Raw genomic sequence first — 26,977 nt, 5'->3', positions numbered from 1 at the left:
GTCATGACGTCCCGCACCCCCGCCAGAGCATCCCGGAAGACGGCAGGCACGGCGGCTCCGGCCCGGCTCAACGGTATCGACGCTGCCCGCGGGCTTGCCTTGTTGGGCATGATGGCCACCCATCTGCTGCCCACCTTCGAGTCGAATGCGGACCTCACCCCTACGTGGATCGGCCTCACGTTCTCGGGACGGGCGGCAGCCCTGTTCGCGGTCCTGGCCGGCGTCGGACTGGCACTGTCCACGGGGAAACACAAGCCCCTTGACGGCACCGGACTGTCGGCAGCGCAGCGCGGCGTGGCAATGCGCGCCCTGGTGATCGCCGCCGCCGGACTCACCCTGGGCGGCCTGGAAGTGAACCTGGCCATCATCCTGGTCCACTACGCGGTGCTGTTCCTGTGCGTCCTGCCGTTCCTGGGCATGGGGCTGAAACGGCTTTGTGCCTGGGCCGGCGGCTGGATCCTGGCTTCGCCGGTCCTTGCCTACCTGCTGCGTCCGTGGCTGCTGGCCGCCGAACCTCCCCTCAAGCTGGGTCACAATCCGAAGTGGGAGGACCTGGGAACCCCTGCCCGGTTGCTCGCCGACCTGTTCTTCACCGGCTACTACCCTGTGTTCCAGTGGCTGTCTTACCTGCTGGTGGGGCTTGTCGTCGGCCGCCTGATGCTCAACAAGGCACTGGTGCCGGTGGTGCTGCTGGCGGCGGGATCAGTAGTGGCAGCAGCAGCAAAAGCCCTGGGTGTAACGGCGATGGAGAACTGGGGCGGCAGGGCTGCCCTGGAAGGGATTTTGGATTCTCCGGGGTACCCGCTGGACAGCGTCCTGCAGGTCAACCTGACGGGAATCCCGCAGGAAGGCTCGTGGTGGTGGCTGGCGTCCGCGGCACCACACTCGGCAACCTCCCTGGACCTCCTGCACACCTCGGGTGTTGCAGCGGCGGTGATCGGTGCCTGCCTGCTCCTGGGCCGGCTGGCCGAGTGGGTTGACCTGGACCTGTTGCTGCCCCTGCGCGGGGCCGGCGCGATGACGCTGACCCTGTACACGGTTCACGTCTGGGTGGTGTCAGGCTTCTACCTGAAACCACTGCCTGCCGGGTGGACGGAGGACGGAATGTACTTCGCCCACGCGGCCGCCGCGATCATCGTCGGCATGGTGTTCGTCCTGCTCAGGTGGCGCGGCCCGCTGGAATGGCTGGGCCACGCAGCCAGCCAGGTGGGCCGGGGCCAGGTCAACGCCATCCGATGACGCCGGGCCCCTTGGGCTCTGCCCGCTGGAGGCCGTTGCCCGTACTTTTATGCCTGCCCAGTTACGCAGGAACCTTGCCCTGGAAGAGCCGGACGGCGTCACGCATGGACGCCCTCGCCCTTTTCCGGTCGCCGGCGGCGTCATAGGCGCAGCTCAGCCGGAACCAGGAGCGCCAGTCCTCAGGAGCGGCTTCGGCCTCGGCCCGGTACTTTTCAAACTCTGCGTCGGCAGCCGCACGGACGATCCGGCCGGCAGGCGTACGCGGCAGTTCGTCCACGGGCAGGCCGCCTTCAGCCTCCAGGACCTTTGCCATCTGCTCGGTGCGCGCTCCGAACATCAGCTCGCGGATGAGCGCCCAGGCGCCGATAACGGGCAGCACCAGGTATGCCGCTCCAATAGCCTGCGCCGCCAGGTTGCTGTCCGTCAGGAGCAGGATGGAGCGCTGGAAGGACACCACCAGGTAGAAGACCAGCAGCAGCGTCACCGCCCCCACCCAGATCTTGGTGCGGTTCTTCCGGAAAGCTGCCAGTAACCCGCCCACTGCCTAGAGCCCCAGGTCCAGATAGCCGTCCAGGCCCACCGTGAGGCCCGGGTGGCTGGCTACGTTGCGCACGCCCAGGAGGACCCCGGGCATAAAGGAGGCACGGTCAAAGGAATCGTGCCGGAGCGTCAGCTGCTCGCCGGGACCGCCAAGCAGTACTTCCTGGTGTGCCACCAGCCCGCGAAGCCGCACGCTGTGGACCCGCACGCCGTCAACCTCACAGCCCCTTGCGCCGGGAAGTTCGCTGATGGTGGCGTCCGGACCCGGCGCCACCTGGGCGCCGCTGCGCTCGGCAGCGATCAACTGGGCAGTACGGACGGCTGTACCCGAGGGCGCGTCAACCTTGTCCGGATGGTGCAGCTCGATAATCTCCACGGACTCGAAGTACTTGGAGGCCTTTGCGGCGAAAGCCGACGCCAGCACTGAACCCAAGGCAAAGTTTGGCGCGATCAGGACGCCGGTTTCCGGGTGTTCGGCGAGCAGCGCTTGCAGGGCGGCCAGGCGGCCGGCGTCCCATCCCGTGGTGCCCACAACAGCGTGGATACCGTTCTCGACGGCGAAACGAACGTTCGCTTCGGTGCTTTCCGGAACGGTCAGGTCCACCAGGAACCGGGCCCCGGCGGCTGTCACCTGCCCTAGGTCATCGCCCCTCCCCAAGGCTGCGACGAGCTTCATGTCAGGTGCGGCTTCAACGGCTTTTACGGCTTCGGCGCCCATACGTCCGTTGGCGCCGAGCACGGCCACCAGCTTGGGATCGGAGTGTTGTTCGGTCATGGCTTAACCCTACCGTCGGGCCCCGCACGCCAAGGAACCGGAGGATGTGCGTTACCTCGCAGGATGTCCGGGCGTCAGCCGCCGGCACCCACCCACTCAACGGTTCCGTCGGAGAAGAACTGCTCCTTCCAGATGGGCACCTGCTCCTTGATCCGGTCCACCAGCTCCGAACACACGGCAAAGGCCTGGCCGCGGTGGGCGGCGGAAACGGCACAGACCAGTGCGGGGTCACCGATTTCCAGCATGCCGATCCGGTGGGCGGCCCAGATGCGGACCGGCGGAGTTTCGGAGTCCTCGGGCCCCATTGCCTGCTGTTCCGCCACGAGGCGCGCCACGACGTCGGCCATCACCTGATGGGCCGTGGGATGCGCACTGTAGCTGAGCTGGTCCACTGGTTTCCCGGCGTCGTGGTTGCGCACCACGCCGCTGAAGCTGACCACGGCACCGGCGGTGTCGCTTTCCACGGCGGCGATGGCCTGGTCCACGGAGATGGGTTCCGCGCTGAGTACTGCGGAGACCACCTCGAATGCTGATTCAGTGCCCATGTCCGCCTTCCAACTGGTCGCAAAGGTGCCCGATGACCGGGTCCAGGACGGCCAGTCCGTCCATGACCCCCTTCGGTGATCCGGGCAAATTAACAATAAAGGTATTTCCCGCAGCCCCGGCGTACCCGCGGCTTAGCGCGGCCAGGGGTGTTTTGGCCGCGCCGGCGCGCCTGATGGCCTCCATGATCCCGGGAATTTCCCGGTCCAACAGCGGAAGTGTGACATCGGGGGTGCGGTCATCCGGGCTCAGGCCCGTGCCCCCACTGGTGATCACGACGGCGGGATGCTGGGTCAGGAGGGCGCGAATGGCGGCGCCCACGGGCTCACCGTCGGGAACCACCATGGCGGGGAACACGTCGAAGCCATGCTCGATCAGCCAGTCGGTGATCACGGGGCCGGTCTCGTCGTCGTAAATTCCTGCGGCTGCCCGGGTGGAGGCGATGACAACGCCTGCCTTGCGGCCCTGCACGTCGCCGTGCCGGTGCGGCTCGGGGGCACTGTAAGTGGTGGGGGTGCTTGGGGTGGTCACAGTGCCCAGTCTCCGCTCTTGCCGCCGCTCTTGGCCAGCACCTTGATATCGGTAAGGACCGCGTGTTTGTCCACGGCCTTGATCATGTCGTAAACGCTCAGTGCGGCTACGGATGCCGCGGTGAGCGCTTCCATCTCCACGCCGGTGACCCCACGCGTTTTCACGGTGGCCAGGATGGCGACGGAGTCCGGCGCCAGTTCGAAGTCCACCGTGACTTTCGACAGCGGCAGCGGATGGCACAGCGGGATCAGTTCAGGGGTCTTCTTGGCCGCCATGATCCCGGCCACGCGGGCCACGGCCAGGGCGTCTCCTTTAGGAAGCCCGCCGGAACCGAGGAGCCCCATCACCTCCGGAGTGGTGCGGACGGTGGCGGCGGCTGTGGCCTCGCGGGTGGTTTCTGCCTTGCTGGAGACATCCACCATCTGGGCGCTGCCGTCCTGGCGCAGATGCGTCAGTGCGGCGGGGTTCTGTTCTGCATTCACAGCATCCATACTTCCACCTCATCCCCGGCTGAGAGCACGGAGACCCCTTCCGGTACGTGCACCAGCGTGTTTGATCCGGCCAGGGCGTGCATCAGGTGCGAACTTTCGCCGCCTTCCAGCTGCACGGTGCCGTCCGGCTGCAGGCTGCCGCGCCGGACCTGGTGCTTGTGTTCCGGCGACGTGAGCCCGTGGCGGAGCCGGGCGCGGACGGGGAGGCGTGGTGCCGGCGCACCCAGTAGCACCGCCAGTGCGGGGCGGAGGAACATTTCGAACGAGACCAGGCAGCTGACCGGGTTTCCAGGGAAACCCAGGAACGGGATCCCGTCGAAGGTGCCGATGCCCTGCGGACCGCCGGGCTGCATTGCCACGTGCAGGAACTCGACAGGCTGGCCGGCCATTGCCTGCCGCACCACTTCGTAGGCGCCTTTGCTTACGCCGCCGGTGGTAACAATCAGGTCAGCTGCCACACCTTCAGCCTGCAGCAGGTTCTGCAGCGCTTCAGGGTTGTCCGTGGAAATTCCGGCGCGCAGGACCTGCAGTCCGGCCTGCGTCATGGCCGTTTCCAGGAGCGTGCCGTTGGCGTCATAGATCTTGCCGGCGGAGAGCGCCTGGCCCGGTTCCACCACCTCGTCCCCTGTGGCCACCAGCAGCACCTTGACGCTTCGGTACACCGTGACCTCAGGGATGCCCAATGCGGCGAGCAGCCCCAGCTGGGCAGGACCCAGGAACGTTCCGGCGGCCAGCGCCCGCTCCCCCTCGGCGATGTCGCTCCCGGCAACACGGACAAACGTTCCCGGGACGGCAGCCGGCAGCTTCACGAAGCTTCCTTCCCCCGGGGGAAGGAAGCGGTCCGGAACGGCCCGCTCAATAGGTACGACGGCGTCGGCACCTGCCGGGATCATCGCGCCTGTCATGATGGGGACCGCCATGCCGGGGCCCAAGGCAGCGGCGCTGGCCCCTGCCGGAACGGGGGCGGCGACACGCAACTCCGCGCCGCCGTCGGGCACGTCACTGCAGCGGATGGCGTAGCCGTCCATCTGGGAGTTGGCGAAGGGCGGGAGGCTCACCGGCGCCACGACATCGTGCACCAGCCCCCTGCCGAGTGCCCTGGAAAGCGGCAAGACTTCGGTCCGTGACGGAGTTCCAAGGGGGCGCAAGAGCTCGATGACGGCCGCCAGGTGGTCGGCGATGGGCCGGGCCCGGTGCGCTGTTTTCTGCCCAAGATGGTTGCGGGTATGCGGGCTGGTCATGGATACGCCTTTGGTTGCGGCCGTCAGGAATTCACGTCCACTCTAACTGTGTGGAACCCTGTGGCCCCGTCCGGCACGACCGGCCTTGTTTCTTCGTCCTGGACTGCGCCACGGAGGTCGGTGGCCCGAACCTGGACCTCATATTGGCCGGGGGCCAGGTCCATGCCAAGCTTCCACTGGTACCAGGTGTCCACTGAGATACCCGGAGACAGTTCGGACTCCCGCCACTGTCCGCGGTTGATGCGGAGTTCCACTTTTCCGATGCCCGTATGTTGCGCCCAGGCGACGCCACCGAACATGACAGTGCCCGTCCGCACGGACCTCCCGCTCCGTGGCACGTCAATCCTGGACGACGTCTTGATGGGTCCGCGCCCGGACCAGCCCCGGGGTGTCCAGTAGGCGACGTCATCGGCGAACCTGGTCACCTTGAGTTCCGTGACCCACTTTGTTGCGGAGACGTACCCGTACAGCCCCGGCACCACCAGACGGACAGGGAAACCGTGTTCGAGCGGCAGCGGTTCTCCGTTCATGCCCACGGCCAGCAGCGCATCCCTACTGTCGGTGAGTACGTCCAATGGAGTCCCGGCAGTCCATCCGTCAGCGCTGCGCGAGAGCACCATGTCAGCGCCCGCCCGTGGGCCGGCCAGGGCCAGCAGATCGCGGACTGGCCAGCCCAGCCAGCGGGCGTTGCCGATGAGGTCGCCGCCCACGTTATTGGACACGCAGGCGATGGTCACGTGGCGTTCGGTCAGTGGTTTGGCCAGGAGCCCGGCGAAGTCCAGTTCGATCTCACGGTCCACCATGCCTGTCACTTTGAGGACCCAAGTGTCAGGGTTGACCGTCGGCACGGACAAGGCTGTGTCGATGCGGTAGAAGTCACGGTTGGGGGTGACCAGGGGCGGCATCCCCTCGACACCCGCTTCAGCACCTGCCGGTATGGCCGGTGCCTGCACCGCAGGTTCAGGAAGCGTCAAGCGCTCCCTGGCTTCGCTGACTCCCGCAGTGGCTCCGCGCCAGATGCCGGCAAAGATTCCGCCGGTCACCGTGGCTGCTGCACCTGCGGCCAGGTTCTGCAGGAAGCGGCGGCGTCCGGAGGCGGGCGGGCTGGAGTTGTTGGAGGTTGGGTCAGCCCATTCCTGCAGCCTGCGGATCAGGTATACCAGCAAGACCACCGCAACGATCGCGGTGACCACAGGCAGGGCAAGGGCGGCCGGCGTGAGCTGTGCACGCGTCAGGACGGCCACCACTCCCACCACCCCGAACACCCCGATAAGCGCTGCGCCGGCAAATTTGCGGCGGTCTTCTGCACTCCCGGCCAGGGCCGCCAGGGCGGCGATGACCAGCCCCATGCCCACCAGGAGGGCAGCCTTGTCCGCCGTCCCGAACAGCACCACAGCCCAATCCTTGACGCCCGGAGGAACGGTGTCGATGACGGCGCCGCCGACGGCGGTCAGCGGTGAGAGCGAGGGACTCAACACTCCCGCCAGGAGTTCTCCCACCACCACAGCGGCACCTACGGCAACAGCACCGGCGGCCGCCGCAAGGCGGCGCCGCGAACCTTGTGTTAACTGTTGCTGCACGTGGCCGCCGGCGTGCTCCCCAGCGCCCGTGCCGTCGTCGTGCATTGCCTGCTGGGGCTGGTAGCTGTTCACACCTCCAGCTTAGGTTCGGGGGTGGCAGGTAGCGCCGGTGTTTCCCGGATTCTGCCTGCAGCCCACTCCGTGGTCATGGGTGTGATCTACAGCCCACCGTGGCGTAGCCTGAATTCATGAGTGTCCAGCTAGGCATGCCACAGCCCCGGGAAGAAGCAGCGCAGAATTCTGCCCTGTCCGCGCCTGCTGCCCGTCCGGCCGGCGCTGGTGCCGGACTTGTGGACCGCTACGGGCGCCGCGCCACGGACATGCGCCTGTCCCTCACCGATAAATGCAACCTGCGCTGCACATACTGCATGCCGGCTGAAGGCCTCGAATGGCTGGCGAAGCAGGCGGTCATGTCAGCCGACGAGATTGTCCGGATTGTCAGGATCGGAGTGGAGAGCCTCGGAGTCCGCGAGCTGCGGCTCACCGGGGGTGAACCCCTGGTCCGCCACGACCTGCTGGACATCATCGCCCAGTTGCGGCGCAACCATCCCGGCCTGCCCATCTCCATGACCACCAATGCGGTGGGACTCGCGAAGAAGGCGGCGCCGCTCAAGGCAGCCGGGCTGACCCGGATCAATGTGTCGCTGGATTCACTGCACGAGGAAACCTTCACCAAGCTGACCCGCCGGCCGTTCCTAAACCAGGTCCTGGCCGGGGTGGACGCGGCGTGGGCCGCCGGGCTGGGCCCCGTCAAGCTTAATGCCGTACTGATGCGCGGCATCAACGACGCCGAAGCCCCGTCACTGCTCGCCTGGGCGCTGGGCCGTGGCTACGAGCTGCGCTTCATCGAACAGATGCCGCTGGACGCCGACCACGGCTGGACGCGCCGCGACATGATCACGGCAGCGGAGATTCGCCAACTGCTGTCCGCCGACTTCGTCCTCACCCCGGATCCCCGGGCCCGCGACGGCGCCCCTGCCGAGCGTTTTGAAGTACGACGGCGGGTGGCCGGGTCGGCGGATGCCACCGGTCCGGTGCTGGGCACGGTAGGAATCATCGCCTCCGTCACGGAGCCGTTCTGTTCGGATTGCCGCCGCACGCGCATCACTGCCGAGGGCAAGATTATGAGCTGCCTGTTCTCGCGGGAGGAGTTCGACCTCCTGGGTCTCCTGCGTTCAGGTGCCGGCGATGATGACCTGGCCAGGCGGTGGCAGGATGCCATGTGGCTCAAACCAAAAGCTCACGGCATGGACCATGTGGGACTTGACGCTCCGGACTTCGTCCAGCCGGACCGCAGCATGAGCGCCATCGGGGGCTGACAACTATGAACGTACGTTACTTCGCTGCCGCACGCGCTGCTGCAGGCCTCGACGAGGAAAAGTTCGACCTGCCGGAAGGCGCCACCGTGGCGGAGCTCCTGGAGGCCGTGCTGTCCGTGGAACGCCCCGAACCTCCTGCCGGTACTCCCCCGCTGCCCCGCATCCTGTCCAGGAGCAGCTTCCTGCTCAACGAGGTTGCGGTCCGGGACCAGTCGGCTGTCCTCGGCCCGGATGACGTGGTGGACGTGCTGCCCCCGTTCGCCGGCGGGTAATGCAACCAGCAGTCCGGGCTTCCACCTGAACCACCTGGGCTCATCGCCCCTCGCACTCAAATCTCGGTGGGTGCTGGGATGCTGTGAGTATGGGAATCGGCAACGGTGGTGCATCGGCAATGGAGCTGGAAGCGCAGCTGGCCGCGCTGGGCCCGGAAACTGGTCACGGACGGAACCAACTCCTTCTACCGGGTCCTGGTCGACCCGAGAGACGGGGCGCCGCTGGAGATCGGCCGCAAGAACTACCGGCTCCCGGAAGCGGTGAAGCGCTGGCTGCGGATGCGGGACGGAAAATGCACCTTCCCCGGCTGCACCAACCACACCCTCGACAACGAAACCAACCACCTCCTCGCCTGGCACCACGGCGAAACCACCGGGGTCAGCAACCTCGGCCAGGCCTGCCCCAAACACCACAGACTCAAACACTGTGAGGATTGTGGTGGCTGGTCTGGGACTGGCTGGCAGAGTAGGTACTGGTCGTTCTGCCCTGTAGTCGTGACTCATCAAACACATGGCCCCCGTGGGTGCTCTGCTGGTGACTTGTCCGTCCGTGGGGTGGGGCGGCCGGTACCTGCCCGGCCCACCTCGGTAACTTGATCAGAAGGTTGCCCGCCCCTCAAATGACTGGGGGCGTGGCTCGTCACAGTGCTGTTCCGAAGTGACCTCTACCCGGACTGGTACCGGCCGTGCGCGGCCCTGACCATATCCGCGAAATAGAGGAAAGTGCCAGAACCGCTATGTCTATCGTTGCTCATTCCCGCCCATTTGTCGTCGGCATCGACACTCACGCCAAAAACCATGTCTACGCCATCATCGCCACCGCAACCGGTGAACTGCTTCAGACCCGGGAATTCCCCACCACGAGCGCCGGCATCAACCGGGCCATCGCCTGGGTCGCGCGGCTTACCGGCGCTGACTTGGCCACCCTGTGGGTGATCGAGGGCGCCGCCTCCTACGGGGCGCTGCTGGCCGGTGCTGCCGGCGCAGCTGGCTATCATGTCGCCGAAGCGCCGCGAATGGATGCCCGGGCCCATCACGGGGTCGGCAAGTCCGATACCTTGGACGCGCACCGGATCGCCGCCGCCGTCCTGCCCATGGAAGAGCAGCAGCTGCGCCGGCCCCGGCTCAACGAAGGGGTCCGCGCAGCCCTGCGGATCCTGGTCTGCGCACGTGAATCCATGACCACCGACCGCACCCGGGCCGTAAACGCGCTGACCGCGCTGGCACGGGTGAACGAGCTCGGTCTTGACGCCCGCAAAAAACTGACCGGAACCCAGATCGCCGAGGTCTCCCGCTGGCGTGCCCGTGAAGAACCGCTGGCCCTGTCCGTGGCCCGCTCCGAAGCAGTCCGGCTCGCCAAACACATCAGCCAGCTCGACACGGACATCAAAACCAACAACGCCCAGATCACCGAACTGGTCGGAATCAGCGAAGCCGCACCACTGCTCCAGGAAACCGGATTCGGTCCTGTCACCGCCGCCATATGCCTCACCGCCTGGTCCCACCACGGCCGGGTCCGTTCCGAGGCCGCCTTCGCCTCCCTCGCCGGGGTCAACCCGATCCCGGCCTCCTCCGGCAACACCGTCCGGCACCGTCTCAACCGCGGCGGCGACAGAACCCTGAACAAAGCCCTGCACATGGTCGCTCGCAGCAGGATGACATTCGACGCCCGGACCGTCGAATACGTCGAGAAACGACAAGCCAGCGGACGGACCCCAAGGGAAATTCGCCGGTGCGTGAAACGCTATCTCGCCCGACGAATCTACCGGACCCTCAATGCCGCAAACCCAAGCCCCTGCAGCGGTTGACAACTATAGAAGGGTCACCAGCACCTGGACACCCACCCCCGCCACCAAAAACGAACCACCCGGCTGGACCTCCCCCACCGGCCGGCACTACACCAGCAAACACCAGGACGGGAACCACCACACTGGCCCTCAGGTTTTGTACCGGATCAGCCGAAGCCTGGACCTGCACCTTCCCCAACGGCTGCTGGAGCACGTCTCGCATCGTGCGGAAGTGGCGCGTCTTCAGGAACACTCTTCACCCGGCTTGGGCATGCCTGGGAGAGTCTTACCTGGCGGATACGTTGCTGACGAGGACTTGGCCGGGCTGGAGGCGCCTGAGCTGGAATTCCCCGAAGATCCAGGGGTGCCGGAAAGCGAATTGCCCCAGGATCCCTTCGCGGAGTTCTACCTCATGCTCGCCCTGTCCGGGCATACTGTGGTGGAAAAGTCCGATAGGAAGCCGCCAGGCCGGAATACCAGCTGGGGATCTCCAGCTGGCACTGTCGGACCCTAGGGTGCGCTGGTACGGCGGTAGCGGGACTCCATAAAAGGCCGGTACTCCCCAGAAGTTCCGTCGCTTTCCACTCCTGGAACGCTGTCAGCACCGCCTAAGTGAACCCGGGGGTTGCTGTCCGGTCGCCGTTCGGTGGCATGTGTCAGAACGCGTAGCTCCGTGACGTGTGTGAGAACGTCGCCGCGCACGTAAAGAGCGTGCCGTGTCCATCCGCCACTGCCACGGCGCTCCACGCGAAGGACGCCGTCGTGCCAGGTGCAACGGGACGGGCCTTCGGCCGCCGGGCCTTTGCTGTCCACGTAGTACCAGAAAATATCCTGGTGATCCGGATCGACGGTGAAAACACCGTGTCCCTCGAAGTGCGTCCCATCTGCCTCGCTGTGACGGTAAGTCTGCACCACGGCAAACCCGCCGGCCACCGCCCTGTACGTTACCTCCGCGTGGACGGTGCGCTCCGGACCCCAAGGGCCTGCGGCGAGGCGCGTTGTTCCCTGCCAGTGGCCGAGCAGGCCGGAAAGGGCCGGATGGTCCTCGCCAGGACGGTCGTGGTTCTGATGCTCATGGCCCTCGTGGTCATGATTCTGGTGCTCGTCGTCCGGACGGGATCCGCTCATGCGTTCACCCCTCACACGATCCACTCACCCACACCGTGACACATTGACCACGGATGGCTCCATCCTAAGCCCGCCCGCTACAGCCTTCGTCCTACAGTCGGTCGTGCAGTTGGCGTAGGTCAGAGACCGAACGTTTCCGTCTCTTCGAACGGCCCAACGACCGTAACGGTCCGTGGGGCCGCGGCGAGCTCAGCTGCCAGATCCTGGACCTGCTCGGCCGTGACGGCCTTGATGAGACGAAGCGTTTCGTCGATGTCCTGGTACTCACCGGAAACGAGCTCAGCGCGGCCGAGCCGGGACATCCGTGAGCCGGTGTCCTCAAGCGCAAGGACGATGCCGCCGCAGAGCTGGCCCACCGCCTTGCGGAGCTCGTCGTCGGAGATGCCGTGCTCCGCGAGCTTGTCCAGCTCAACGCCCAACAGGTCCAGCACCTGCCGTACCTTGGACGGCGTGCACCCGGCGTACATTCCGAAGTAGCCGGCATCAGCGTAGGAGGAAGCGAAGGAATAGGTGGAATAGACCAGGCCCCGCTTCTCGCGGATCTCCTGGAAGAGCCTGGAGGACATGCCCCCGCCCAGGACAGCGTTGAGGACGCTCATGACATAGCGGCGCTCGTCCGTGGCAACGATGGTTGGGCAGCCCATGATGATGTTGGCCTGCTCCACCGCCCGCTTCACCACCTGAAGACCGGCGCTTCCAGTAATCAGTGCCCGCTCCGTGGAGCGGCGCTTCACGGGCGAGGCGTTCGATTCCAGCGCCCAGCCGGCCGATCCAAGGGCATCAACCACAAGATCGCAGACAACATCGTGGTCCAGGCCGCCTGCGGCAGTGATTACGAGTTCATCGGGCCGGTAATAACGGCGGTAGTGCTCCCACACGGAATCACGGGCTACGGCCTTGATCGCAGCCGGAGTGCCGCCGATGGGCCGGCCGAGGGGATGGCTGCCGAGGACTGCCGAAACGAAGTGCTCGTGGGCGACGTCGGTGGGGTCGTCGCTGTCCATGGCGATTTCCTCAAGGATGACGTCCCGTTCCTGCTCCATCTCCGCGGGGTCCAGGACCGCGCCGGTGATCATGTCTGCGATGACGTCGATAGCCATCGGCAGGTCAGTATCGAGGACCCGTGCGAAGTAGCAGGTGCTTTCCTTCGCGGTGGCCGCGTTGGATTCTCCGCCCACCTCGTCGAAAGCTGACGCGATTTCCAGGGCGGTGCGGCGTTTGGTGCCCTTGAACAGCAGGTGTTCCAGGAAGTGGGTGGACCCGTGCTGGCCGGGGGCTTCGTCGCGGGACCCCACGCCAACCCAAAAACCGATGGTGGCCGACCTTTGCCCGGGCATCGCCTCTGTCAGCACCCGCAATCCCCCGGGCAGCACGGAACGGCGGACTTCGGAGCCGCCGTCCGAACCGTGGACCAGGGTGTCGCCGCGGTGGTTCTGCTCAAGAGGCAGGGGTACAACAGTCATTGAGGCCTTTCAAAAAGCGGGCAGCCGGATCTGGCTGCCATCGTAACAGCGGCGGGGCCGGTGGATCATCCACCGGCCCCGCCGATTCATGCTTGTGCGCCGGAAACCGGAGCTGTTAGACGTCAGCGCCTTCAGCGGGTTCCGTGGTGTGGCTGCGCTCGGTTTCGACCTCGGCGCCCTCTTCCTCGGCTACCACCGGAGCGAGGGAGAGCTTTCCGCGGTCGTCGATCTTGGTGATTTCCACCTGGACCTTCTGGCCGACGGAAACGACGTCATCCACGTTGTCCACGCGCTTGCCGTTGGCCAGCTTGCGCAGTTCGGAGATGTGCAGGAGGCCGTCCTTGCCCGGGGTCAGCGACACGAAGGCACCGAAGGTGGTGGTCTTGACGACCGTACCCAGGTAACGCTCGCCGATTTCCGGGACCTGCGGGTTCGCGATGGCGTTGATGGCGGAGCGTGCTGCATCTGCAGACGGGCCGTTGGTGGCGCCAATGTAGACCGTGCCGTCGTCCTCGATGGAGATGTCGGCGCCGGTGTCTTCCTGGATCTGGTTGATCATCTTGCCCTTGGGGCCAATGACCTCGCCGATCTTGTCCACGGGGATCTTCACGGCGATGACGCGCGGTGCGAACTCGGAGAGCTCGTCCGGGGTGTCGATGGCCGAGTTGAGGACCTCGAGGATGTGCAGGCGGGCTTCGCGGGCCTGCTTGAGCGCTGCTGCCAGGACCGAGGCGGGGATGCCGTCCAGCTTGGTGTCCAGCTGGATGGCGGTGACGAACTCGGACGTGCCGGCGACCTTGAAGTCCATGTCACCGAAGGCGTCTTCGGCACCGAGGATGTCGGTCAGGGCTGCGTAACGGGTCTGGCCGTCAACCTGGTCGGAAACCAGGCCCATGGCGATACCGGCGACGGCAGCCTTCAGGGGCACGCCGGCGTTCAGCATGGACAGGGTGGAGGCGCAGACGGAGCCCATCGACGTGGAACCGTTGGAACTGAGGGCCTCGGATACCTGGCGGATGGCGTACGGGAATTCCTCGCGGGACGGCAGGACCGGCACGAGTGCACGCTCTGCCAGGGCACCGTGGCCGATTTCGCGGCGCTTGGGCGAACCCACACGGCCGGTTTCACCGGTGGAGTACGGCGGGAAGTTGTAGTTGTGCATGTAGCGCTTGCGCGTGACCGGCGACAGCGAATCGATCTGCTGTTCCATCTTCAGCATGTTCAGCGTGGTGACACCCATGATCTGGGTCTCGCCGCGCTCGAAGATGGCGGAACCGTGAACGCGGGGCAGGACCTCAACCTCGGCGGTGAGCTGGCGGATGTCCGTCAGGCCACGGCCGTCGATGCGGATCTGGTCCTTGAGGATGCGCTGGCGCACAACGTGCTTGGTGACCGAGCGGAATGCTGCGGACAGCTCCTTCTCGCGGCCTTCGAACTGGCCGGCCAGGGAAGCGGTGACCTCGTCCTTCAGGGCGTCCGAAGCGTTGTCCCGCTCCTGCTTGTCGGCGATCTGGAAGACAGCGGCCAGCTTCTCAGCGGCAGCAGCCTCAACAGCGGCGTAGACGTCGTCCTCGTAGTCGAGGAAGACCGGGAACTCGACGGTGGGCTTGGCTGCACGGGCAGCCAGGTCCGCCTGGGCTTCGCAAAGTGCCTTGATGAACGGCTTGGCAGCCTCAAGGCCCTCGGAGACGACCTCTTCGGTGGGGGCGGTGGCGCCCTGTTCCTTGATGAGGTTCCAGGAGTTGTCGGTAGCTTCTGCTTCCACCATCATGATGGCGACGTCGTCGCCGGCGATGCGGCCGGCAACCACCATGTTGAAGACGGAGTTTTCCAGCTGGGAGTGCTTGGGGAAAGCGACCCACTGGGAGCCGTTTTCGTCGGCGACCAGGGCAACGCGGACGCCGCCGATGGGGCCGGAGAAGGGCAGGCCGGAAAGCTGCGTGGACATCGAGGAGGCGTTGATGGCCACCACGTCGTACAGCTCGTCCGGGTTGATGGCCAGGACGGTCACCACGATCTGGACCTCGTTGCGCAGGCCCTTGATGAAGGCGGGACGCAGCGGACGGTCCATCAGGCGGCAGGCCAGGATGGCTTCGGTGGAAGGGCGTCCTTCGCGGCGGAAGAACGAGCCCGGGATGCGGCCGGCTGCGTACATGCGCTCTTCAACGTCGACCGTCAGCGGGAAGAAGTCGAAGCCTTCACGCGGGTGCTTGCCGGCGGTGGTGGCGGACAGCAGCGCGGTGTCATCGTCGATGTACACCATGGCTGCGCCGGCTGCCTGCTTGGCGAGGCGGCCGGTTTCGAAGCGGATTACACGCTTGCCGAAGCGGCCATTGTCAATGACTGCTTCTGAGAACTGGATTTCGGGACCCTCCAAGAGAGTCACCTCCGTTTCTGTTTCACGGAGTCCAGCCGCATCAACCCAGCCAGCATCTGTCTACTGGCCCTGCACCCGGTCATCGATCGAGACCCACGGGCCGGGGCTTCAGTCGAAGAAGCCTTTCCCGGGGATCACTACCGAGGACCGCGAATGCGTGATGCGGTTGATCCTCCTGTTTAGTTTTATTTGAAGAAGGCGGCCCGTTCCGAACTGGAAAGGGCCGCCCCCGAAGTCCGACTAGCGGCGCAGGCCGAGGCGCTCGATGAGCGCACGGTAGCGGGCGATGTCGGTCTTCTTAAGGTAGCCCAGCATACGCTTGCGACGACCAACCATTGCCAGCAGACCGCGCTGGGTGTGGTAATCGTGCTTGTGCTCCTTCATGTGCTCAGTCAGATCCTTGATCCGCTGGGTCAGGACAGCAACCTGGACCTCCGGTGAACCGGTGTCGCCTTCTACGGTTGCGTATTCCTTGATGATGGACTGCTTTACAGCGGCGTCAAGTGCCACAATAACTCCTAGAAATGTGCCGTGTGGGCCCAGGTCAGAAATTCACTGCCGGGTCTGCCGCCGCGGCCTGGTCCCGGAAGAACCGGGGTGCCGTACGCAACAGGAACCAGCCGCCACGGACTGCAGCCGGATCCATCGTCCAGTTTACCGGCCCCTGCCTAATGTTGTCGAAACAGCCCGGCAGCACCAGGCAGTCAGTGCCTGAAACAGGTGATGCCTGGACCGTGCCGCGTCAGCCCTGGAGCCGGTCCCGGATCGCCGCCATCCCCTGCAGCACCTCCTGGAAGCTGGTGCTCAGCGGCGAAAGGCCCACCCGGATGCCGCGCGGCGACCGGAAATCGGGGATCACATCGTCCTCCCACAGCGATGCCACCGTCGCTTTCGTGAACCGTGGATGGTCAACAGTGATGTGGCTGCCCCGCTCCCCCGGATCACGGGGCGTGGCCAATTCAGCGCCGAGGGGTGCCAGCCAGGCGTCGAACAGCTCAACGGCGAATCCCGTCAGTTTCACCGACTTCTCCCGGATGGCCGCCATCGATGCTTCTTCTATGAGGTCCAGGGTGCCGCGCGTGGCGAGCATCCCGAAGATGGCGGGCGTGCCGCTCAGGAAGCCGCGGATGCCGGGCGCGGGTTCGTACCCCGCGGCCATCTCAAAGGCGTCCTTCCGGCCCATCCACCCCCAGATGGGCTGGTTAAGGGAGGACAGGTGGCGCCGGTTGACATAGGCGAACGCGGGAGAACCCGGACCGCCGTTGAGGTACTTGTACGTGCAGCCTGCGGCGAAGTCCACGCCTGCGCCGTCCAGGTCGATCTCCACCGACCCCGCGGAATGGCAGAGGTCCCATACCACCAGCGCGCCGGCGTCGTGCACTGCGGCGGTGATGGCCGGGAGGTCCGCCAGGTGGCCGGAGCGGTAGGCGATCTGGCTCAGAAGTACCACGGCGGTGCGCGGCCCCGTCACGTCGCGCACCTGTTCAGCGGTCACCCCGGCTGCGGGATCCGTTTCGATCCAGCGGAGCGTGAGGCCCTCCTCCAGCGCTATGCCCTCCACGAGGTAACGGTCGGTGGGGAAGTTTTCGGTGTCCAGAACGAGTTCGTTGCGGTCCGGATCAGCCACGGCGGCCAGGGCAGCGCGGATCAGTTTGTAGAGGACCACGGTGGTGGAGTCAGCGATGACGGTCTGTCCCGGCGCTGCTCCCAGGACCGCCCGGCCCAGTTGGTCGCCAATGGCCTGCGGCAGGTTCAACCACTCCTCGTCCCAGCCGCGGATCAGGCGCCCTCCCCAGCCATCCCTGATAAACACGCCGATATCCTCGGGTGTCCTCTTGAGTGGACGGCCCAGGGAGTTGCCGTCCAGGTAGGACAGCGGGGTATCGGTGCCGATGAAGTGGCTGCGGTAACCGGCCAGCGGATCCTGGCGGTCGAGCTCTGCTGCGCGCTGCTGCAGGCTCATGTTTGCCTCTTCCCTTGTGGTCGGCAGGCCAGTGCTGACTTTCTGGCTGGTGCCGGCTGGCGGCTGTCCGTTCACTGCCCGATCTCCGTCCGCACGGCGAACAGTTCCGGGAAAAAGGTCAGCTCCAGGGCTTTCTGCAGGAAGGCCGCACCGCTGGATCCGCCGGTCCCGGACTTCATGCCGATGGTCCGCTGGACCGTCCGCAGGTGGCGGAAGCGCCACAGCTGGAAGTTGTCCTCAAGGTCAACCAGTTCCTCGCATGCCTCGTAGGCGCCCCAGTTGTCCGCCGCATGCTCGTAGATGTGTTTGAAGAGCGGCACGAGTTCGGGGGTGAACTGGTGTGCCTTGGTGACGTCCCGTTCCAGAACGGCGGCCGGAACGTCGAATCCCTGCCGGGCAAGGTAGGCGAGGAATTCGTCGTAGATGCTGGGCGCGCCGAGCAGCTCTTCGAGCATGGCGTGCGCCTCTGGATCGGATTCGAACACCGGCAGCATCTTGCGGTTCTTATTGCCCAGCACGAACTCCACGGCGCGGTACTGGGCGGACTGGAAGCCCGAAGAGTTGCCCAGGAAGCCGCGGAACTGCGAATATTCCGTGGGCGTCAGCGTGGCCAGCACGGACCACTGCTCCGTCAGGGTCTTTTGGATGTGCTTGACCCGGGCGATGCCCTTCAGCGCCGAACCGAGATCGTCTGTACGAAGCCACGCGGCGGCGCTGCGCAGTTCATGCAACACCAGTTTCAGCCATAGTTCCGTGGTCTGGTGCTGGATGATGAACAGCAGTTCGTCATGGTGTTCCGGTTTGCTGACCGGCTGCTGGGCGCTCAGCAGGGTGGGCAGCTGAAGATAGGAGGCGTAGCTCATCCGTGAGCTGAAATCACGGACGATGCCCTCGTCCAGCTTGCGGGTGTTCTTTTCGACGGACACATTCTGCCTTTCCTTGCTGCCGCCCTGGCGGGCACGCCGCCGGGTGGCCGCGGCCGGGACTGCTGCTGTCCAGGTGGCCGGTCAGCGCCTGATCAGGAGATCGTGCGCCTGGACGACGTCCAGCTTCATCTGGTCCACCAGCGCCTCAGGCCCACGATAGGCCACCATGCCGCGGAGGCGGTCCACGAATTCCACAACTACTGTCTGGCCGTAGAGATCGAAGTCCTCCACGGCTTCCTTTGGCCGGTCAATGACATGCGCCTCCACCTGCCGGCTGACGCCGTCGAAGGTGGGGTTTGAGCCCACTGAGATGGCAGCGGGCCAGCGTTTGCCAGCCTGGTCCACGAGCCAGCCGGCGTAAATCCCGTCGGCCGGGATCAGGCCGCTCGCGTTGGAGGCGAGGTTGGCAGTGGGGAAGCCAAGGGCGCGTCCCCGTGCAGCACCGTGGACAACTTCGCCGCGCATCCGGTGCGGCCGGCCCAGCACGGCGGCGGCTGTGGCGACGTCGCCTTCCTGAAGGGCCTCGCGCACCCAGGTGGACGAGCAGCGGCGGTCCTTGCCGTCGTCGTCGTGCAGGGGGTAGCCCTCGGAGCCAAACTCGCTGATCACCTGCACCTCGAACCCAAATTTCTGGCCGAGCGCCTTCATGGTATCCAGGTCTCCGGAGTTGCCGCGGCCAAAGCGGGCGTCGTGGCCGATCACCACGTGGCTGGCGTGCAGGCAGTCCACCAGGTACTGCTCCACGAATTCTTCAGCGGTCAGGCTGGCCAGGTCCAGTGAGTACTTCACCACCAGGACGGCGTCCAGGCCGAGTTCGCCCAGGGCCTCCAGTTTGTCGTCGAGGCCCATGATCATCTCCGGCGCGGCTTCGGGCCGGTGGACCAGGGCGGGATGCGGGTCGAAGGTCACGGCAACCGCCCTGGCGTGGTTGAGCCGTGCCGAGCGGATCAGCTGGGACAGCACCTGCTGGTGCCCGCGGTGAACGCCGTCGAAGTTCCCAAAGGTGACAACAGATGGGCCGAAGTCCGCCGGGACCTCGGACGGATCGTTCCAGATGTAGACCATCACCCTCGCCTTAAACTGCCTGCAAGCATCAACAATCCGCAACCAAAGCGGCCGCGGAACTCTTCAAGGTTACCTGCATTCCGGGCTGTGCCATGACGGCCGGGAAGCACCCGGTTGGGCCGTCAGCGGTCAACCTGCGGCTCCGATGTTGTGCCCGGCGCGGTCCCGGAGAACAGGCGGATCAGCCCGTCCACTTCCTGGGACGCGGTGGCGGGGTGCCGGAAATGCTGGTGGGGTTCGATGGTGTAGCGGGTGCGGCGTCCCACCCTGGTCCGGTGCAGGTAGCCCCCGTCTTCAAGATCCTTAAGGATCTGCAGGGCCGCCCGCGGGGTTATGCCCACCCGCCCGGCGATGTCAGCGACGCGGATCCCGGGGTCCTGCGCCACGGACAGCAGGACGTGCCCATGGTTCGTCAGGAACGTCCAGGCGGGCCGGGCCGGCCCGCCCGGCGTCGAAGGCGGGGCTTCCTCCTGGCGGCTGCCGGCGGAATCTTCAGCTGTCATCGGTGCCCCGCCCTTTCGGTTTCATACGTTGTCAGGCCCACTGCGTGACTGCTGGTCAATGGCATCGTCCCCTTGCTGTTTCGGGACTGCGTGAAGTACCGGTGCCGAACCAGTCCCGGGACGACGCCACAGTGGTTCCAGGTCCGCGATGTCCTGCGGGGACGCGGTCCCGAATGGTGGCCGCGCCGGCGCGGGGAGCGGCCGGCGCCCCTGCCCGCGGGTAGCCCACAGGCTTGCTGCCACCGATACGGAGAGGATCGCGGCAATGACGGCCAGCGAGACCTGAGTGGGGATGTAGTAGACGTCAATTTTGAGGAGCATTTTGATGCCCACCCAGATCAGCACCAGCGCCAAACCGGTCTTGAGGTAGATGAAGCGGTGGATGAGGTCGGCCAGGAGGAAGTACATGGCCCGGAGCCCCAGGATGGCGAACGCGTTCGCGGTGAAGACCAGGAACACGTCGTCCGTCACGGCAAAGATAGCGGGGATGGAATCGATGGCGAAGATGATGTCCGTCGCCTCAACAAGGACCAGGACCGCGAGCAGCGGGGTGGCCAGTAAAACTCCCGGCCGCCGGACCAGGAACCGCTGCCCGTGGAAGTCGTCAGTCATGGGCACATGTTTCCGAAAGAGCCGGAGTGCGCGGGACTTCTCCGGATCCAGGTGGCTGTTCCGCTGCCGGAGCATCCGGTAGCCGGTAACAAGCAGGAATGCGGCGAAGAAGTACAGCACCCAGCCGGCGCTGGCGATAATGGCAGCGCCGGCTGCGATGAAGATGCCCCGGAACACCAGTGCACCCAGGACGCCGAAGAACAGGACGCGGTGCTGATATTCGCGGGGCACGGCAAAGTAGGTGAAGATGATGGCCCAGATGAACACGTTGTCCACGGCGAGGGACTTCTCTATCAGGTATCCGGCGAAGTACTGCTGGCCAAACTCCGCGCCGTAGACCTGCCACACGAGGACCCCGAAGCCAACCCCGAAGGCGACCCACACCGCCGACCACAGCGCCGCTTCGCGGGCCCCGATGACGTGGGCCCTGCGGTGGGCAAAAAGGTCAACGGCAAGCATCAGAACGATGAAGAGAAGTACGGCAAGCCAGGCCCATAAAGGAACGATCATTGGGGAACCCACTTCCAGTCAGATGTACCAACCGGAGGTCTTTCCCGGCCCCGCCAGGGAAGCCTGCCCCGCCGGGCCGCTCAGGGGCGGCCGGATTGACGACAAGGCATTCGGGGATACTCCCCTCCAACATGAAATAGTGAAACATAATTCATGTGTTCGGACAAGGGAGGGCCGGGCTGTCAGGAAGCGGCGCGTTCCGCACCCGGCCTGCGCCGGTACAGCCACACCAGGCCGAGGACCGGAAGTACCAGGGGGATGAAGCCGTAGCCGCGGCCAAAGAGGGACCACACGGTTTCATGCGGGAATGCCACGGAATCGAAGACGCTCAGCGCACCGACCACCAGCACGCCCACGAGTTCAACCAGGACGGCCGCGACGGACACTTTGAACCAGGTGCTGCCGGCCTTGGCCAGGGACACCGTGGCCACCACGTACACCAGGGCGGCGAACGCGGACAGCAGGTATGCCAGCGGGGCCTCGGAAAACTTGGTGAGGATCTGGTAGCCGGCACGGGCCGAGGCCGAGATGGCGAAGACGGCATAGACAGCTATCAGCAGGCGCCCCGGACCCGTATTGCGGGTGCTCCGGGCGGGGGCGTCGCCCATAGGGACGGAGGAACGCTGGTCTTTCACGTTTTGTGCTTCTTCCACTTCAGTACCAGATCTGGTTCATTCGGGCGGCCATCACCAGGGCGGTTACACCGACGGCGGCCAGGACGAAATTGCTCCACCGCGTCCGTTCCAGGATGGACCAGTAGACGGCGGCCGGGGGCAGGAGCATGGCCGTGGCCAGATAACCCCAGAATTCCCATGCCTCACCGGCAATGGGTTCGCCGGCTACGACGCGGATGATGGAACCCACCAGGTAAACCACCAGGGCAACTTCCACGGCGGCCACGGACAGGATGGTGATGTCGTTGGGGGCCTTCTTCATGATGCCCGCGGCGAGGCAGATGCCCGTGGACACCAGCCCAGTCACCAGGATGATCCAGAAATATGCGTCCACTTACGCCTCCGCGGAGTTGGGCACTGTGTCACTGCCGTTGCCGGGGGCGAAGACCAGGACAGGTTTGGCGTAACTGCCGGCGTCCGCCAGCAGCGCGACCAGGCTGCCGTCGGGGGCGAAAGCAGCGGCCGGATGGTCTGCTGTGGCTGCCAGGGGACTTCCGGGAGCTGCGCCGGCGGCAATGCGCCGGCCGAAGGAGATTTCCGTTGTTTCTTCAGCGGTGAGCTCCCGGTTTGGCATGAGCGCCCGGGCCGCCTGGGACATTTCCAGGACGTTGAGCTCCTCGGCCAGCTGTTCGAGGGTGCGGGCATGGTCGAGCGAGTACGGACCAACATGCGTCCGGCGGAGCGCGGTGAGGTGCCCGCCCACGCCCAACACATTGCCCAGGTCCCGGGCCAGGGCGCGGATGTACGTGCCCGAGGAGCACTCGACCGTAACGTCCACATCCAGCACATCGGCCTCTTCATCCCGTCGGATGCCATGCACCTCAAAGCGGTGGATGGTGACGGGACGGGCGGCAAGCTTCACGTCCTCGCCGGAGCGGACCCGTGCGTAGGCGCGTTCGCCGTTGACCTTGATGGCACTGACACTGCTGGGCACCTGCTGGATAGCGCCCGTAAGCGCTGCAACGCCGTCGTGGATTGCCTGCCCTGTTACGGCGGCGGTCCCGGCCGTGGCAATCACTTCACCCTCGGCGTCGTCCGTCACTGTGGACTGGCCCAGGCGGATGGTGGCCGTGTAGGTCTTGGAGGTGCCCACGATGTAGGTGAGCAGGCGCGTGGCCTTGTTGATGCCGACCACCAGGACTCCGGTGGCCATCGGATCCAGGGTCCCTGCGTGCCCCACTTTCCGGGTACCTGCGAGGCGCCGCATCCGGCCAACCACATCATGGCTGGTCCATCCCTGCGGCTTGTCCACTATCACCAGTCCAGAAAGCACGCCTCCCAGTATATCGGCGCTGGTTGGCGCGCCCGCGCACACAAGGGGCCGGCCGGAGAGCGGCAACGCCGACTGCTGCAAATTCGCCAGTTAGGATGGCAGGCATGCCTGAGCTTGCCGCCCATGTCCGCGACGTGCCCGTCAACCAGATCCGCGAAATCACCGAGTTGGCGTGGCGCACCCCGGGCGCGCTGGTCCTCAGCATCGGTGAACCTGGCTTCCCGCTCCCCCGCCACGTCCTGGATGCCGGGATGGCCTGCCTCGACCGGGACGAGACCAACTACACCCCCAACGCCGGCATTCCGGCCCTGCGCGAAGCTTTTGCTGCCAGGTTCCGGGAAGAGCAGGGCTGCGACGTCGGTGCCGACCGGGTTTACGTGGTGGCCGGCGCCCAGCAGGGCCTGCACCTCGCCATGAGCCTGCTGCTCTCCCCCGGCGATGAGATCCTGATCCCCAATCCGGGTTATCCCACGTTCGCCATGACGGGCCGGCTCCTGAACGCCGTCCCTGTGGGCTACCCGCTCTACCCGGACCACGGCTTCCAGCCCAGGACGGAAGACCTCGAAGCCCTCATCACCGACCGGACAAGGGTTCTGGTCCTGAACTCGCCGTCCAATCCGCTGGGTGCCGTCCTGGCCGGGGACCTGACCCGGGAACTGATGGAGCTGGCCCGCCGGCACGATCTCTGGGTCATTTCGGATGAATGCTACGAGGCGTTTACCTACGATGTGCCACATATCAGCCCGGCAAGGTTCGACGTCGGGACGCCCGGGGAGGCGCGGGTCTTCACCTCCCTTACGCTGTCCAAGACCTACGGCCTCACAGGGCTGCGGATCGGTGCCCTGGTCTGTCCGCCGGAGCTCAAGCAGAAGATGGACAACGTGATGGAATCCATAGTTTCCTGCGTGGCGGCACCATCGCAGTATGCCGCGCTCGCTGCCCTCACCGGCCCGCAGGACTACGTCCAGCACGCGTCCAGGCATTACCGCGGGAACCGCGACGCAGCCTCTGCAATCCTCGATTCCCTCGGCATTCCCTACCTGCAGGCCCAGGGCGCGTTCTACTTGTGGGCCGACGTCTCCCACGTCAGCGGCGGCGACGTGCGGAGCTGGGTGCGCCGGTTCCTGGCAGACTCCGGGGTGGCCCTGGCACCCGGCACAGCTTTTGGCTCCATTGGCGAGGGCTGGGTCCGCATCGCGCTGTGCGGCCGGAAACAGGACCTGATGGAGGGCCTGTCCCGGCTGCCGGCCAGGGAGCAGCACGGCTAGCCACTTCAGCTGGACAGAATCAGCGGGCAGCTCCCGCGAGTGCCCCGTCCAGCCAGGACCGCAGGACGTCGGCGGGCGCAGCTCCGGCCTGCCGGGCCGCGACCTTGCCATCAACCAGCACCATCAGCGTGGGGATGGCCTGCACGTCGAACCGCCGGGACAGGGCAGGTGACTTGTCCACGTCAACCTTGACCAGTTTGATCAGGCCCGGCCGTTCCCGCGCCAGCTTGTCCAGTACGGGGCTCACCGTGCGGCACGGGCCGCACCAGTCAGCCCAGAAGTCCACGAGCACCGGTACCGGCGATTGTTCCGCTACTGCCCCGAAGTCCGCATCTCCGGCGTTCACGATCCACGGCAGTCCTGCCTTGCAGTTGCCGCAGCGCGGCTGGCCGGCCGCCTGGGCAGGGATCCTGTTGGTCTTTCCGCAGGCAGGGCAGGCGATAAGTGTTGGTTCCATTCCTAGTACTCCTTCCGGCGTTCATGGGCTCCCCAGGCCTGGAACGGGGCGTCCGACGCCGGGATGTCACTGCGCGTGACCGGCATCAGTTCCGGACGTGCCCCGCTGAAGTACTCGTAGAAGAGGGCGTCGTCGAAGCCGGCGGCGGCGGCACCGTGCCGGTCAGCGGCGAAGTAAACCCGGTCGATGCGCGCCCAGAGGGCGGAGGCGAGGCAGAGCGGGCAGGGTTCACAGCTCGCGTAGAGGACGGCGCCGTGGAGATCAAAGGTGGCCCGTGCCGCGGCCGCGGTGCGGATGGCCACCACCTCGGCGTGGGCCGTGGGGTCATTGTCGAGTGTGACCCTGTTGACGCCTTCGTACACGCGGCCGTCCGGGGTGACCACCACGGCGCCGAAGGGTCCGCCGCCTTTCCCAACGTTTCCGGTGGCCAACTCCACGGCCTGCTTCAGGTAATGGGCGGCGGCGTCGGAGTCTTTTCCCATGGTCATAGCTAGATCCTAGCCAAGGCGCTGGCATTGGGTGATGAGATTAGGGGGTGGAATAGGGGGAAATCCCGGCGACATTTCCTGCCCGGCAGGAATAATCTGGCGCCGGGGGTTTCCGAATTTTTTGCCTCCCACCGGGAGGCTCCTTATCCGGCCCGTCAAGGGCGCCAAACCGGAGTACCCAATGAAAACAAAGTTTCAGATCGTCGCTTGTCTCGCTGCTGCGGCGATAGTTATTCCTGCCGGGCCCGCCGTGGCAGTGTCCACCGCTGAACATTCGGAGCCGCGCACGTTGGCTGAGGGCTTGACCGCGCCGTTGAGCCTTACCGTAACCTACGATGAATCCGTCCTGGTGACCCAGAATTTCGCCGGTCTCCTCAGCCGTGTCAACGGCGACGGTTCGACTACTACCCTCTATCAAGGCGCAGAGGGCTGGAGCGTTGGAGGCGTTGAAACCCGGCACGGCACGAGGTACTTCGTGGAGAATACAGGCGCCGGGGAAGGTGACCCGGCCGCTCTCAAAGGGTATTTGAAGTCCATCGACCCACAGGGAGACGTGGATACACTGGCCGACCTCGCCGGCCATGAACGGGAAAAGAACCCTGACGGCGGCCAGCACTACGGTTTTGGACCCGAGGTTCCGGATGCATGCCTGGCTGAGTGGCCCGCCTTCCCGCCGGCCCGCTACCAGGGCGGCCTGGACTCGAATCCCTACGCCGTAGCAATACGAGGTGATACGGCGTACATCGCGGATGCCGGAGCAAACGCAATCCTGGAAGTGGACATCGAAACAGGGGATGTTTCCACGCTGGCAGTCCTGCCGCCCCGCCCGGCGGTGATCCCCGCCGGGACCAAGATCCCCGTGGATATGGATGGGACCACTGTGGATGTTCCTGCATGCGTGGTGGGACACGAATACGCCTTTGAACCCGTGCCCACGGACCTGGAGTTCGGTCCGGACGGCCGGCTGTACGTCACGTCCCTTCCCGGCGGGCCCGAGGATCCTTCCCTGGGAACGCGGGGTGCCATCTTCCGTGTGAACCCTTCGACCGGCAGCACGCACGTATGGGTGGAAGACATCCTGAGCCCGACCGGCCTGGCCATCGCTGATGACGGCGACGTCTACGTGGCATCCCTGTTCGGCAACGAGATCATTGAGTTCGACGCCTCCACGTGCCACAGGTCACAGTTCCTCGCGATCGACGGTCCAGCGGCAGTGGAAATCCGTGGAACGGGCCTCTATGCCACGGCTGGCTTCAGCTTCGCTGATCCCACTCAAGGCAGGGTGATCAAAGCCCGCCTGAAGTAGCAAAGGAAACAGTTTCCAGCACAGCAGAAGGCCCGGGCCACATCTGCGGTCCGGGCCTTCTGCTGCTGGCGTTCTGGGCTACTTGTTGCCGTCTTCGTCGAGATCCCCGTCGTCGCTGGGTTCAAGGTCCTCTTCGTCGAAGTCGTCTTCGTCGAGGTCCACATCGGCGGACGCGTCACTCTTGTAGGGATCGGCGTCACCTGCGTGCTTGGCTTTGGCAGCCAGGGCGGCCACCTCAGCGTCACGCTTCTTGGCCTCCCGAAGCAATTCCTCAAGGTTGGAGGCAACTACGGGAATCTGGTCGGCCACGAATTCGAGGCTGGGCGTCAGCCGGACAGTGACGTTCCGGCCCACTTCCTGCCGAAGCACACCCTTGGCCTTCTCAAGCCCCTTGGCAGCATCAGCCTGCACAGCCTGGTCACCGAAGACGGTGTAGTAGACGGTGGCATGCTGAAGGTCATTGGTCACCCGTGCATCGGTAACAGTAATCCCCTCCAGCCGGGGATCCTTAACCTTCCGGCTCAGGGCCTCAGCAACAACAACCTTAATCCGCTGCGCCAACTTGGCAGCACGTGCCGGATCAGCCATGAACAACTCCTAAAAAAATTGGGACGTACGACGGCGCGGAGGCGGTTCGGCTTCAAGA

The 26,977-nt window shown here is 65.5% G+C and carries 29 protein-coding genes and 1 pseudogene; 8 read left to right on the top strand and 22 right to left on the bottom strand.

The annotated features are described in order from the left end of the window. The first annotated feature begins 3 nt into the window (after positions 1-3). Positions 4-1,239 carry a heparan-alpha-glucosaminide N-acetyltransferase domain-containing protein gene (locus NXY83_RS07540; protein WP_258805464.1) on the top strand — a complete coding sequence of 412 codons (1,236 nt, stop codon included), beginning with the start codon at positions 4-6 and terminating at the stop codon, positions 1,237-1,239. 61 nt (positions 1,240-1,300) lie between these two features. On the opposite strand, the gene NXY83_RS07535 is transcribed toward NXY83_RS07540, so the two are convergent. The 7 genes from NXY83_RS07535 to NXY83_RS07505 all read right to left on the bottom strand — a co-directional run bounded on the left by NXY83_RS07535 (position 1,301) and on the right by NXY83_RS07505 (position 6,985). Continuing rightward, on the bottom strand, positions 1,301-1,780 hold the full coding sequence (locus tag NXY83_RS07535) for a hypothetical protein (RefSeq protein WP_258805463.1): 480 nt from the start codon (positions 1,778-1,780) through the stop codon (positions 1,301-1,303). A gap of 3 nt (positions 1,781-1,783) precedes the next feature. Continuing rightward, positions 1,784-2,554: a 4-hydroxy-tetrahydrodipicolinate reductase gene (dapB, locus tag NXY83_RS07530; protein WP_258805462.1), complete on the bottom strand. Its 771-nt coding sequence runs from the start codon at positions 2,552-2,554 to the stop codon at positions 1,784-1,786. 74 nt (positions 2,555-2,628) lie between these two features. Beyond that, complete coding sequence (locus NXY83_RS07525) at positions 2,629-3,099, bottom strand: molybdenum cofactor biosynthesis protein MoaE (protein ID WP_258805461.1); 471 nt, start codon at positions 3,097-3,099, stop codon at positions 2,629-2,631. Next, a complete protein-coding gene (locus NXY83_RS07520) occupies positions 3,089-3,628 on the bottom strand; it encodes a MogA/MoaB family molybdenum cofactor biosynthesis protein (protein WP_258805460.1) in 540 nt (179 codons plus the stop codon). Before NXY83_RS07520 ends, NXY83_RS07525 begins: the two co-directional genes overlap by 11 nt. Beyond that, positions 3,625-4,119, bottom strand: a complete 495-nt coding sequence (moaC, locus tag NXY83_RS07515) for a cyclic pyranopterin monophosphate synthase MoaC (protein WP_258805459.1) — start codon at positions 4,117-4,119, stop codon at positions 3,625-3,627. The genes NXY83_RS07520 and moaC overlap by 4 nt, the downstream gene beginning before the upstream one ends. Continuing rightward, the gene (gene glp, locus NXY83_RS07510; protein WP_258805458.1) at positions 4,107-5,360 is read right to left on the bottom strand and encodes a gephyrin-like molybdotransferase Glp; all 1,254 of its coding nucleotides are present in this window, start codon (positions 5,358-5,360) and stop codon (positions 4,107-4,109) included. Before glp ends, moaC begins: the two co-directional genes overlap by 13 nt. A gap of 23 nt (positions 5,361-5,383) precedes the next feature. Then, on the bottom strand, positions 5,384-6,985 hold the full coding sequence (locus tag NXY83_RS07505) for a molybdopterin-dependent oxidoreductase (protein ID WP_397427597.1): 1,602 nt from the start codon (positions 6,983-6,985) through the stop codon (positions 5,384-5,386). A gap of 143 nt (positions 6,986-7,128) precedes the next feature. Here NXY83_RS07505 and moaA point away from each other — a divergent pair, with 143 nt between their 5' ends. The 5 genes and pseudogenes from moaA (at position 7,129) to NXY83_RS07480 (ending at position 10,832) form a co-directional block, all read left to right on the top strand. Next, on the top strand, positions 7,129-8,259 hold the full coding sequence (moaA, locus tag NXY83_RS07500; protein ID WP_258805456.1) for a GTP 3',8-cyclase MoaA: 1,131 nt from the start codon (positions 7,129-7,131) through the stop codon (positions 8,257-8,259). 5 nt (positions 8,260-8,264) lie between these two features. Continuing rightward, positions 8,265-8,531, top strand: a complete 267-nt coding sequence (locus NXY83_RS07495) for a MoaD/ThiS family protein (RefSeq protein WP_258805454.1) — start codon at positions 8,265-8,267, stop codon at positions 8,529-8,531. A gap of 150 nt (positions 8,532-8,681) precedes the next feature. Beyond that, a pseudogene (locus NXY83_RS21025) lies at positions 8,682-9,128 on the top strand (HNH endonuclease signature motif containing protein); the annotation flags it as partial. A gap of 140 nt (positions 9,129-9,268) precedes the next feature. Then, positions 9,269-10,339 carry an IS110 family transposase gene (locus tag NXY83_RS07485; protein ID WP_258805453.1) on the top strand — a complete coding sequence of 357 codons (1,071 nt, stop codon included), beginning with the start codon at positions 9,269-9,271 and terminating at the stop codon, positions 10,337-10,339. Continuing rightward, positions 10,308-10,832 (top strand): hypothetical protein, encoded by a 525-nt coding sequence (locus tag NXY83_RS07480; RefSeq protein WP_258805452.1) that lies wholly within the window; start codon positions 10,308-10,310, stop codon positions 10,830-10,832. The genes NXY83_RS07485 and NXY83_RS07480 overlap by 32 nt, the downstream gene beginning before the upstream one ends. Here the strand turns inward: NXY83_RS07480 and NXY83_RS07475 are convergent. The 12 genes from NXY83_RS07475 to truB form a co-directional block, all read right to left on the bottom strand. Continuing rightward, positions 10,829-11,446 carry a DUF1579 domain-containing protein gene (locus NXY83_RS07475; RefSeq protein WP_258805451.1) on the bottom strand — a complete coding sequence of 206 codons (618 nt, stop codon included), beginning with the start codon at positions 11,444-11,446 and terminating at the stop codon, positions 10,829-10,831. The genes NXY83_RS07480 and NXY83_RS07475 overlap by 4 nt on opposite strands. Before the next feature lie 119 nt (positions 11,447-11,565). Beyond that, positions 11,566-12,909 (bottom strand): M16 family metallopeptidase, encoded by a 1,344-nt coding sequence (locus NXY83_RS07470; RefSeq protein ID WP_258805450.1) that lies wholly within the window; start codon positions 12,907-12,909, stop codon positions 11,566-11,568. Between the two features lie 115 nt (positions 12,910-13,024). Beyond that, positions 13,025-15,286: a polyribonucleotide nucleotidyltransferase gene (locus NXY83_RS07465; protein ID WP_258806101.1), complete on the bottom strand. Its 2,262-nt coding sequence runs from the start codon at positions 15,284-15,286 to the stop codon at positions 13,025-13,027. 240 nt (positions 15,287-15,526) lie between these two features. Next, entirely contained in the window at positions 15,527-15,796 is a 270-nt protein-coding gene (rpsO, locus tag NXY83_RS07460; protein WP_258805449.1) for a 30S ribosomal protein S15, read from the bottom strand. A 232-nt stretch (positions 15,797-16,028) separates the two neighbouring features. Further along, on the bottom strand, positions 16,029-17,249 hold the full coding sequence (locus tag NXY83_RS07455) for a kynureninase (RefSeq protein ID WP_258805448.1): 1,221 nt from the start codon (positions 17,247-17,249) through the stop codon (positions 16,029-16,031). Between the two features lie 71 nt (positions 17,250-17,320). Next, the gene (gene kynA, locus NXY83_RS07450; protein ID WP_258805447.1) at positions 17,321-18,175 is read right to left on the bottom strand and encodes a tryptophan 2,3-dioxygenase; all 855 of its coding nucleotides are present in this window, start codon (positions 18,173-18,175) and stop codon (positions 17,321-17,323) included. Positions 18,176-18,256: 81 nt separating this feature from the next. Continuing rightward, entirely contained in the window at positions 18,257-19,240 is a 984-nt protein-coding gene (locus NXY83_RS07445; RefSeq protein WP_258805446.1) for a bifunctional riboflavin kinase/FAD synthetase, read from the bottom strand. 122 nt (positions 19,241-19,362) lie between these two features. Further along, on the bottom strand, positions 19,363-19,743 hold the full coding sequence (locus NXY83_RS07440) for a helix-turn-helix transcriptional regulator (RefSeq protein WP_258805444.1): 381 nt from the start codon (positions 19,741-19,743) through the stop codon (positions 19,363-19,365). A gap of 21 nt (positions 19,744-19,764) precedes the next feature. Continuing rightward, on the bottom strand, positions 19,765-20,865 hold the full coding sequence (locus tag NXY83_RS07435; RefSeq protein ID WP_258805443.1) for a TerC family protein: 1,101 nt from the start codon (positions 20,863-20,865) through the stop codon (positions 19,765-19,767). Between the two features lie 182 nt (positions 20,866-21,047). Next, positions 21,048-21,473 (bottom strand): hypothetical protein, encoded by a 426-nt coding sequence (locus NXY83_RS07430; protein WP_258806099.1) that lies wholly within the window; start codon positions 21,471-21,473, stop codon positions 21,048-21,050. A 46-nt stretch (positions 21,474-21,519) separates the two neighbouring features. Continuing rightward, positions 21,520-21,873, bottom strand: coding sequence for a hypothetical protein (locus NXY83_RS07425; protein WP_258805442.1), 354 nt, complete (start codon positions 21,871-21,873; stop codon positions 21,520-21,522). Next, complete coding sequence (gene truB, locus NXY83_RS07420) at positions 21,874-22,812, bottom strand: tRNA pseudouridine(55) synthase TruB (RefSeq protein ID WP_258805441.1); 939 nt, start codon at positions 22,810-22,812, stop codon at positions 21,874-21,876. A gap of 104 nt (positions 22,813-22,916) precedes the next feature. On the opposite strand from truB, the gene NXY83_RS07415 reads away from it, so the two are divergent. Continuing rightward, positions 22,917-24,080: a pyridoxal phosphate-dependent aminotransferase gene (locus NXY83_RS07415; protein WP_258805440.1), complete on the top strand. Its 1,164-nt coding sequence runs from the start codon at positions 22,917-22,919 to the stop codon at positions 24,078-24,080. Between the two features lie 19 nt (positions 24,081-24,099). Here NXY83_RS07415 and trxA read toward each other — a convergent pair whose 3' ends face one another. Together trxA and NXY83_RS07405 are read right to left on the bottom strand one after the other, a co-directional pair. Continuing rightward, complete coding sequence (gene trxA / locus NXY83_RS07410; protein ID WP_258805439.1) at positions 24,100-24,537, bottom strand: thioredoxin; 438 nt, start codon at positions 24,535-24,537, stop codon at positions 24,100-24,102. 2 nt (positions 24,538-24,539) lie between these two features. Next, a complete protein-coding gene (locus NXY83_RS07405; RefSeq protein WP_258805438.1) occupies positions 24,540-25,025 on the bottom strand; it encodes a nucleoside deaminase in 486 nt (161 codons plus the stop codon). 181 nt (positions 25,026-25,206) lie between these two features. Here NXY83_RS07405 and NXY83_RS07400 point away from each other — a divergent pair, with 181 nt between their 5' ends. Then, positions 25,207-26,331: a ScyD/ScyE family protein gene (locus NXY83_RS07400; RefSeq protein ID WP_258805437.1), complete on the top strand. Its 1,125-nt coding sequence runs from the start codon at positions 25,207-25,209 to the stop codon at positions 26,329-26,331. Between the two features lie 78 nt (positions 26,332-26,409). Here the strand turns inward: NXY83_RS07400 and rbfA are convergent, their stop codons facing one another. Continuing rightward, complete coding sequence (gene rbfA / locus NXY83_RS07395) at positions 26,410-26,919, bottom strand: 30S ribosome-binding factor RbfA (RefSeq protein WP_258805436.1); 510 nt, start codon at positions 26,917-26,919, stop codon at positions 26,410-26,412. Positions 26,920-26,977: the final 58 nt, after the last annotated feature.

Source organism: Pseudarthrobacter sp. NS4 (assembly GCF_024758005.1).
Lineage (GTDB): Bacteria > Actinomycetota > Actinomycetes > Actinomycetales > Micrococcaceae > Arthrobacter.
The sequence above is the reverse complement of the archived record's forward strand: the minus strand, read 5'-3'. Positions and strand labels throughout refer to the sequence as shown.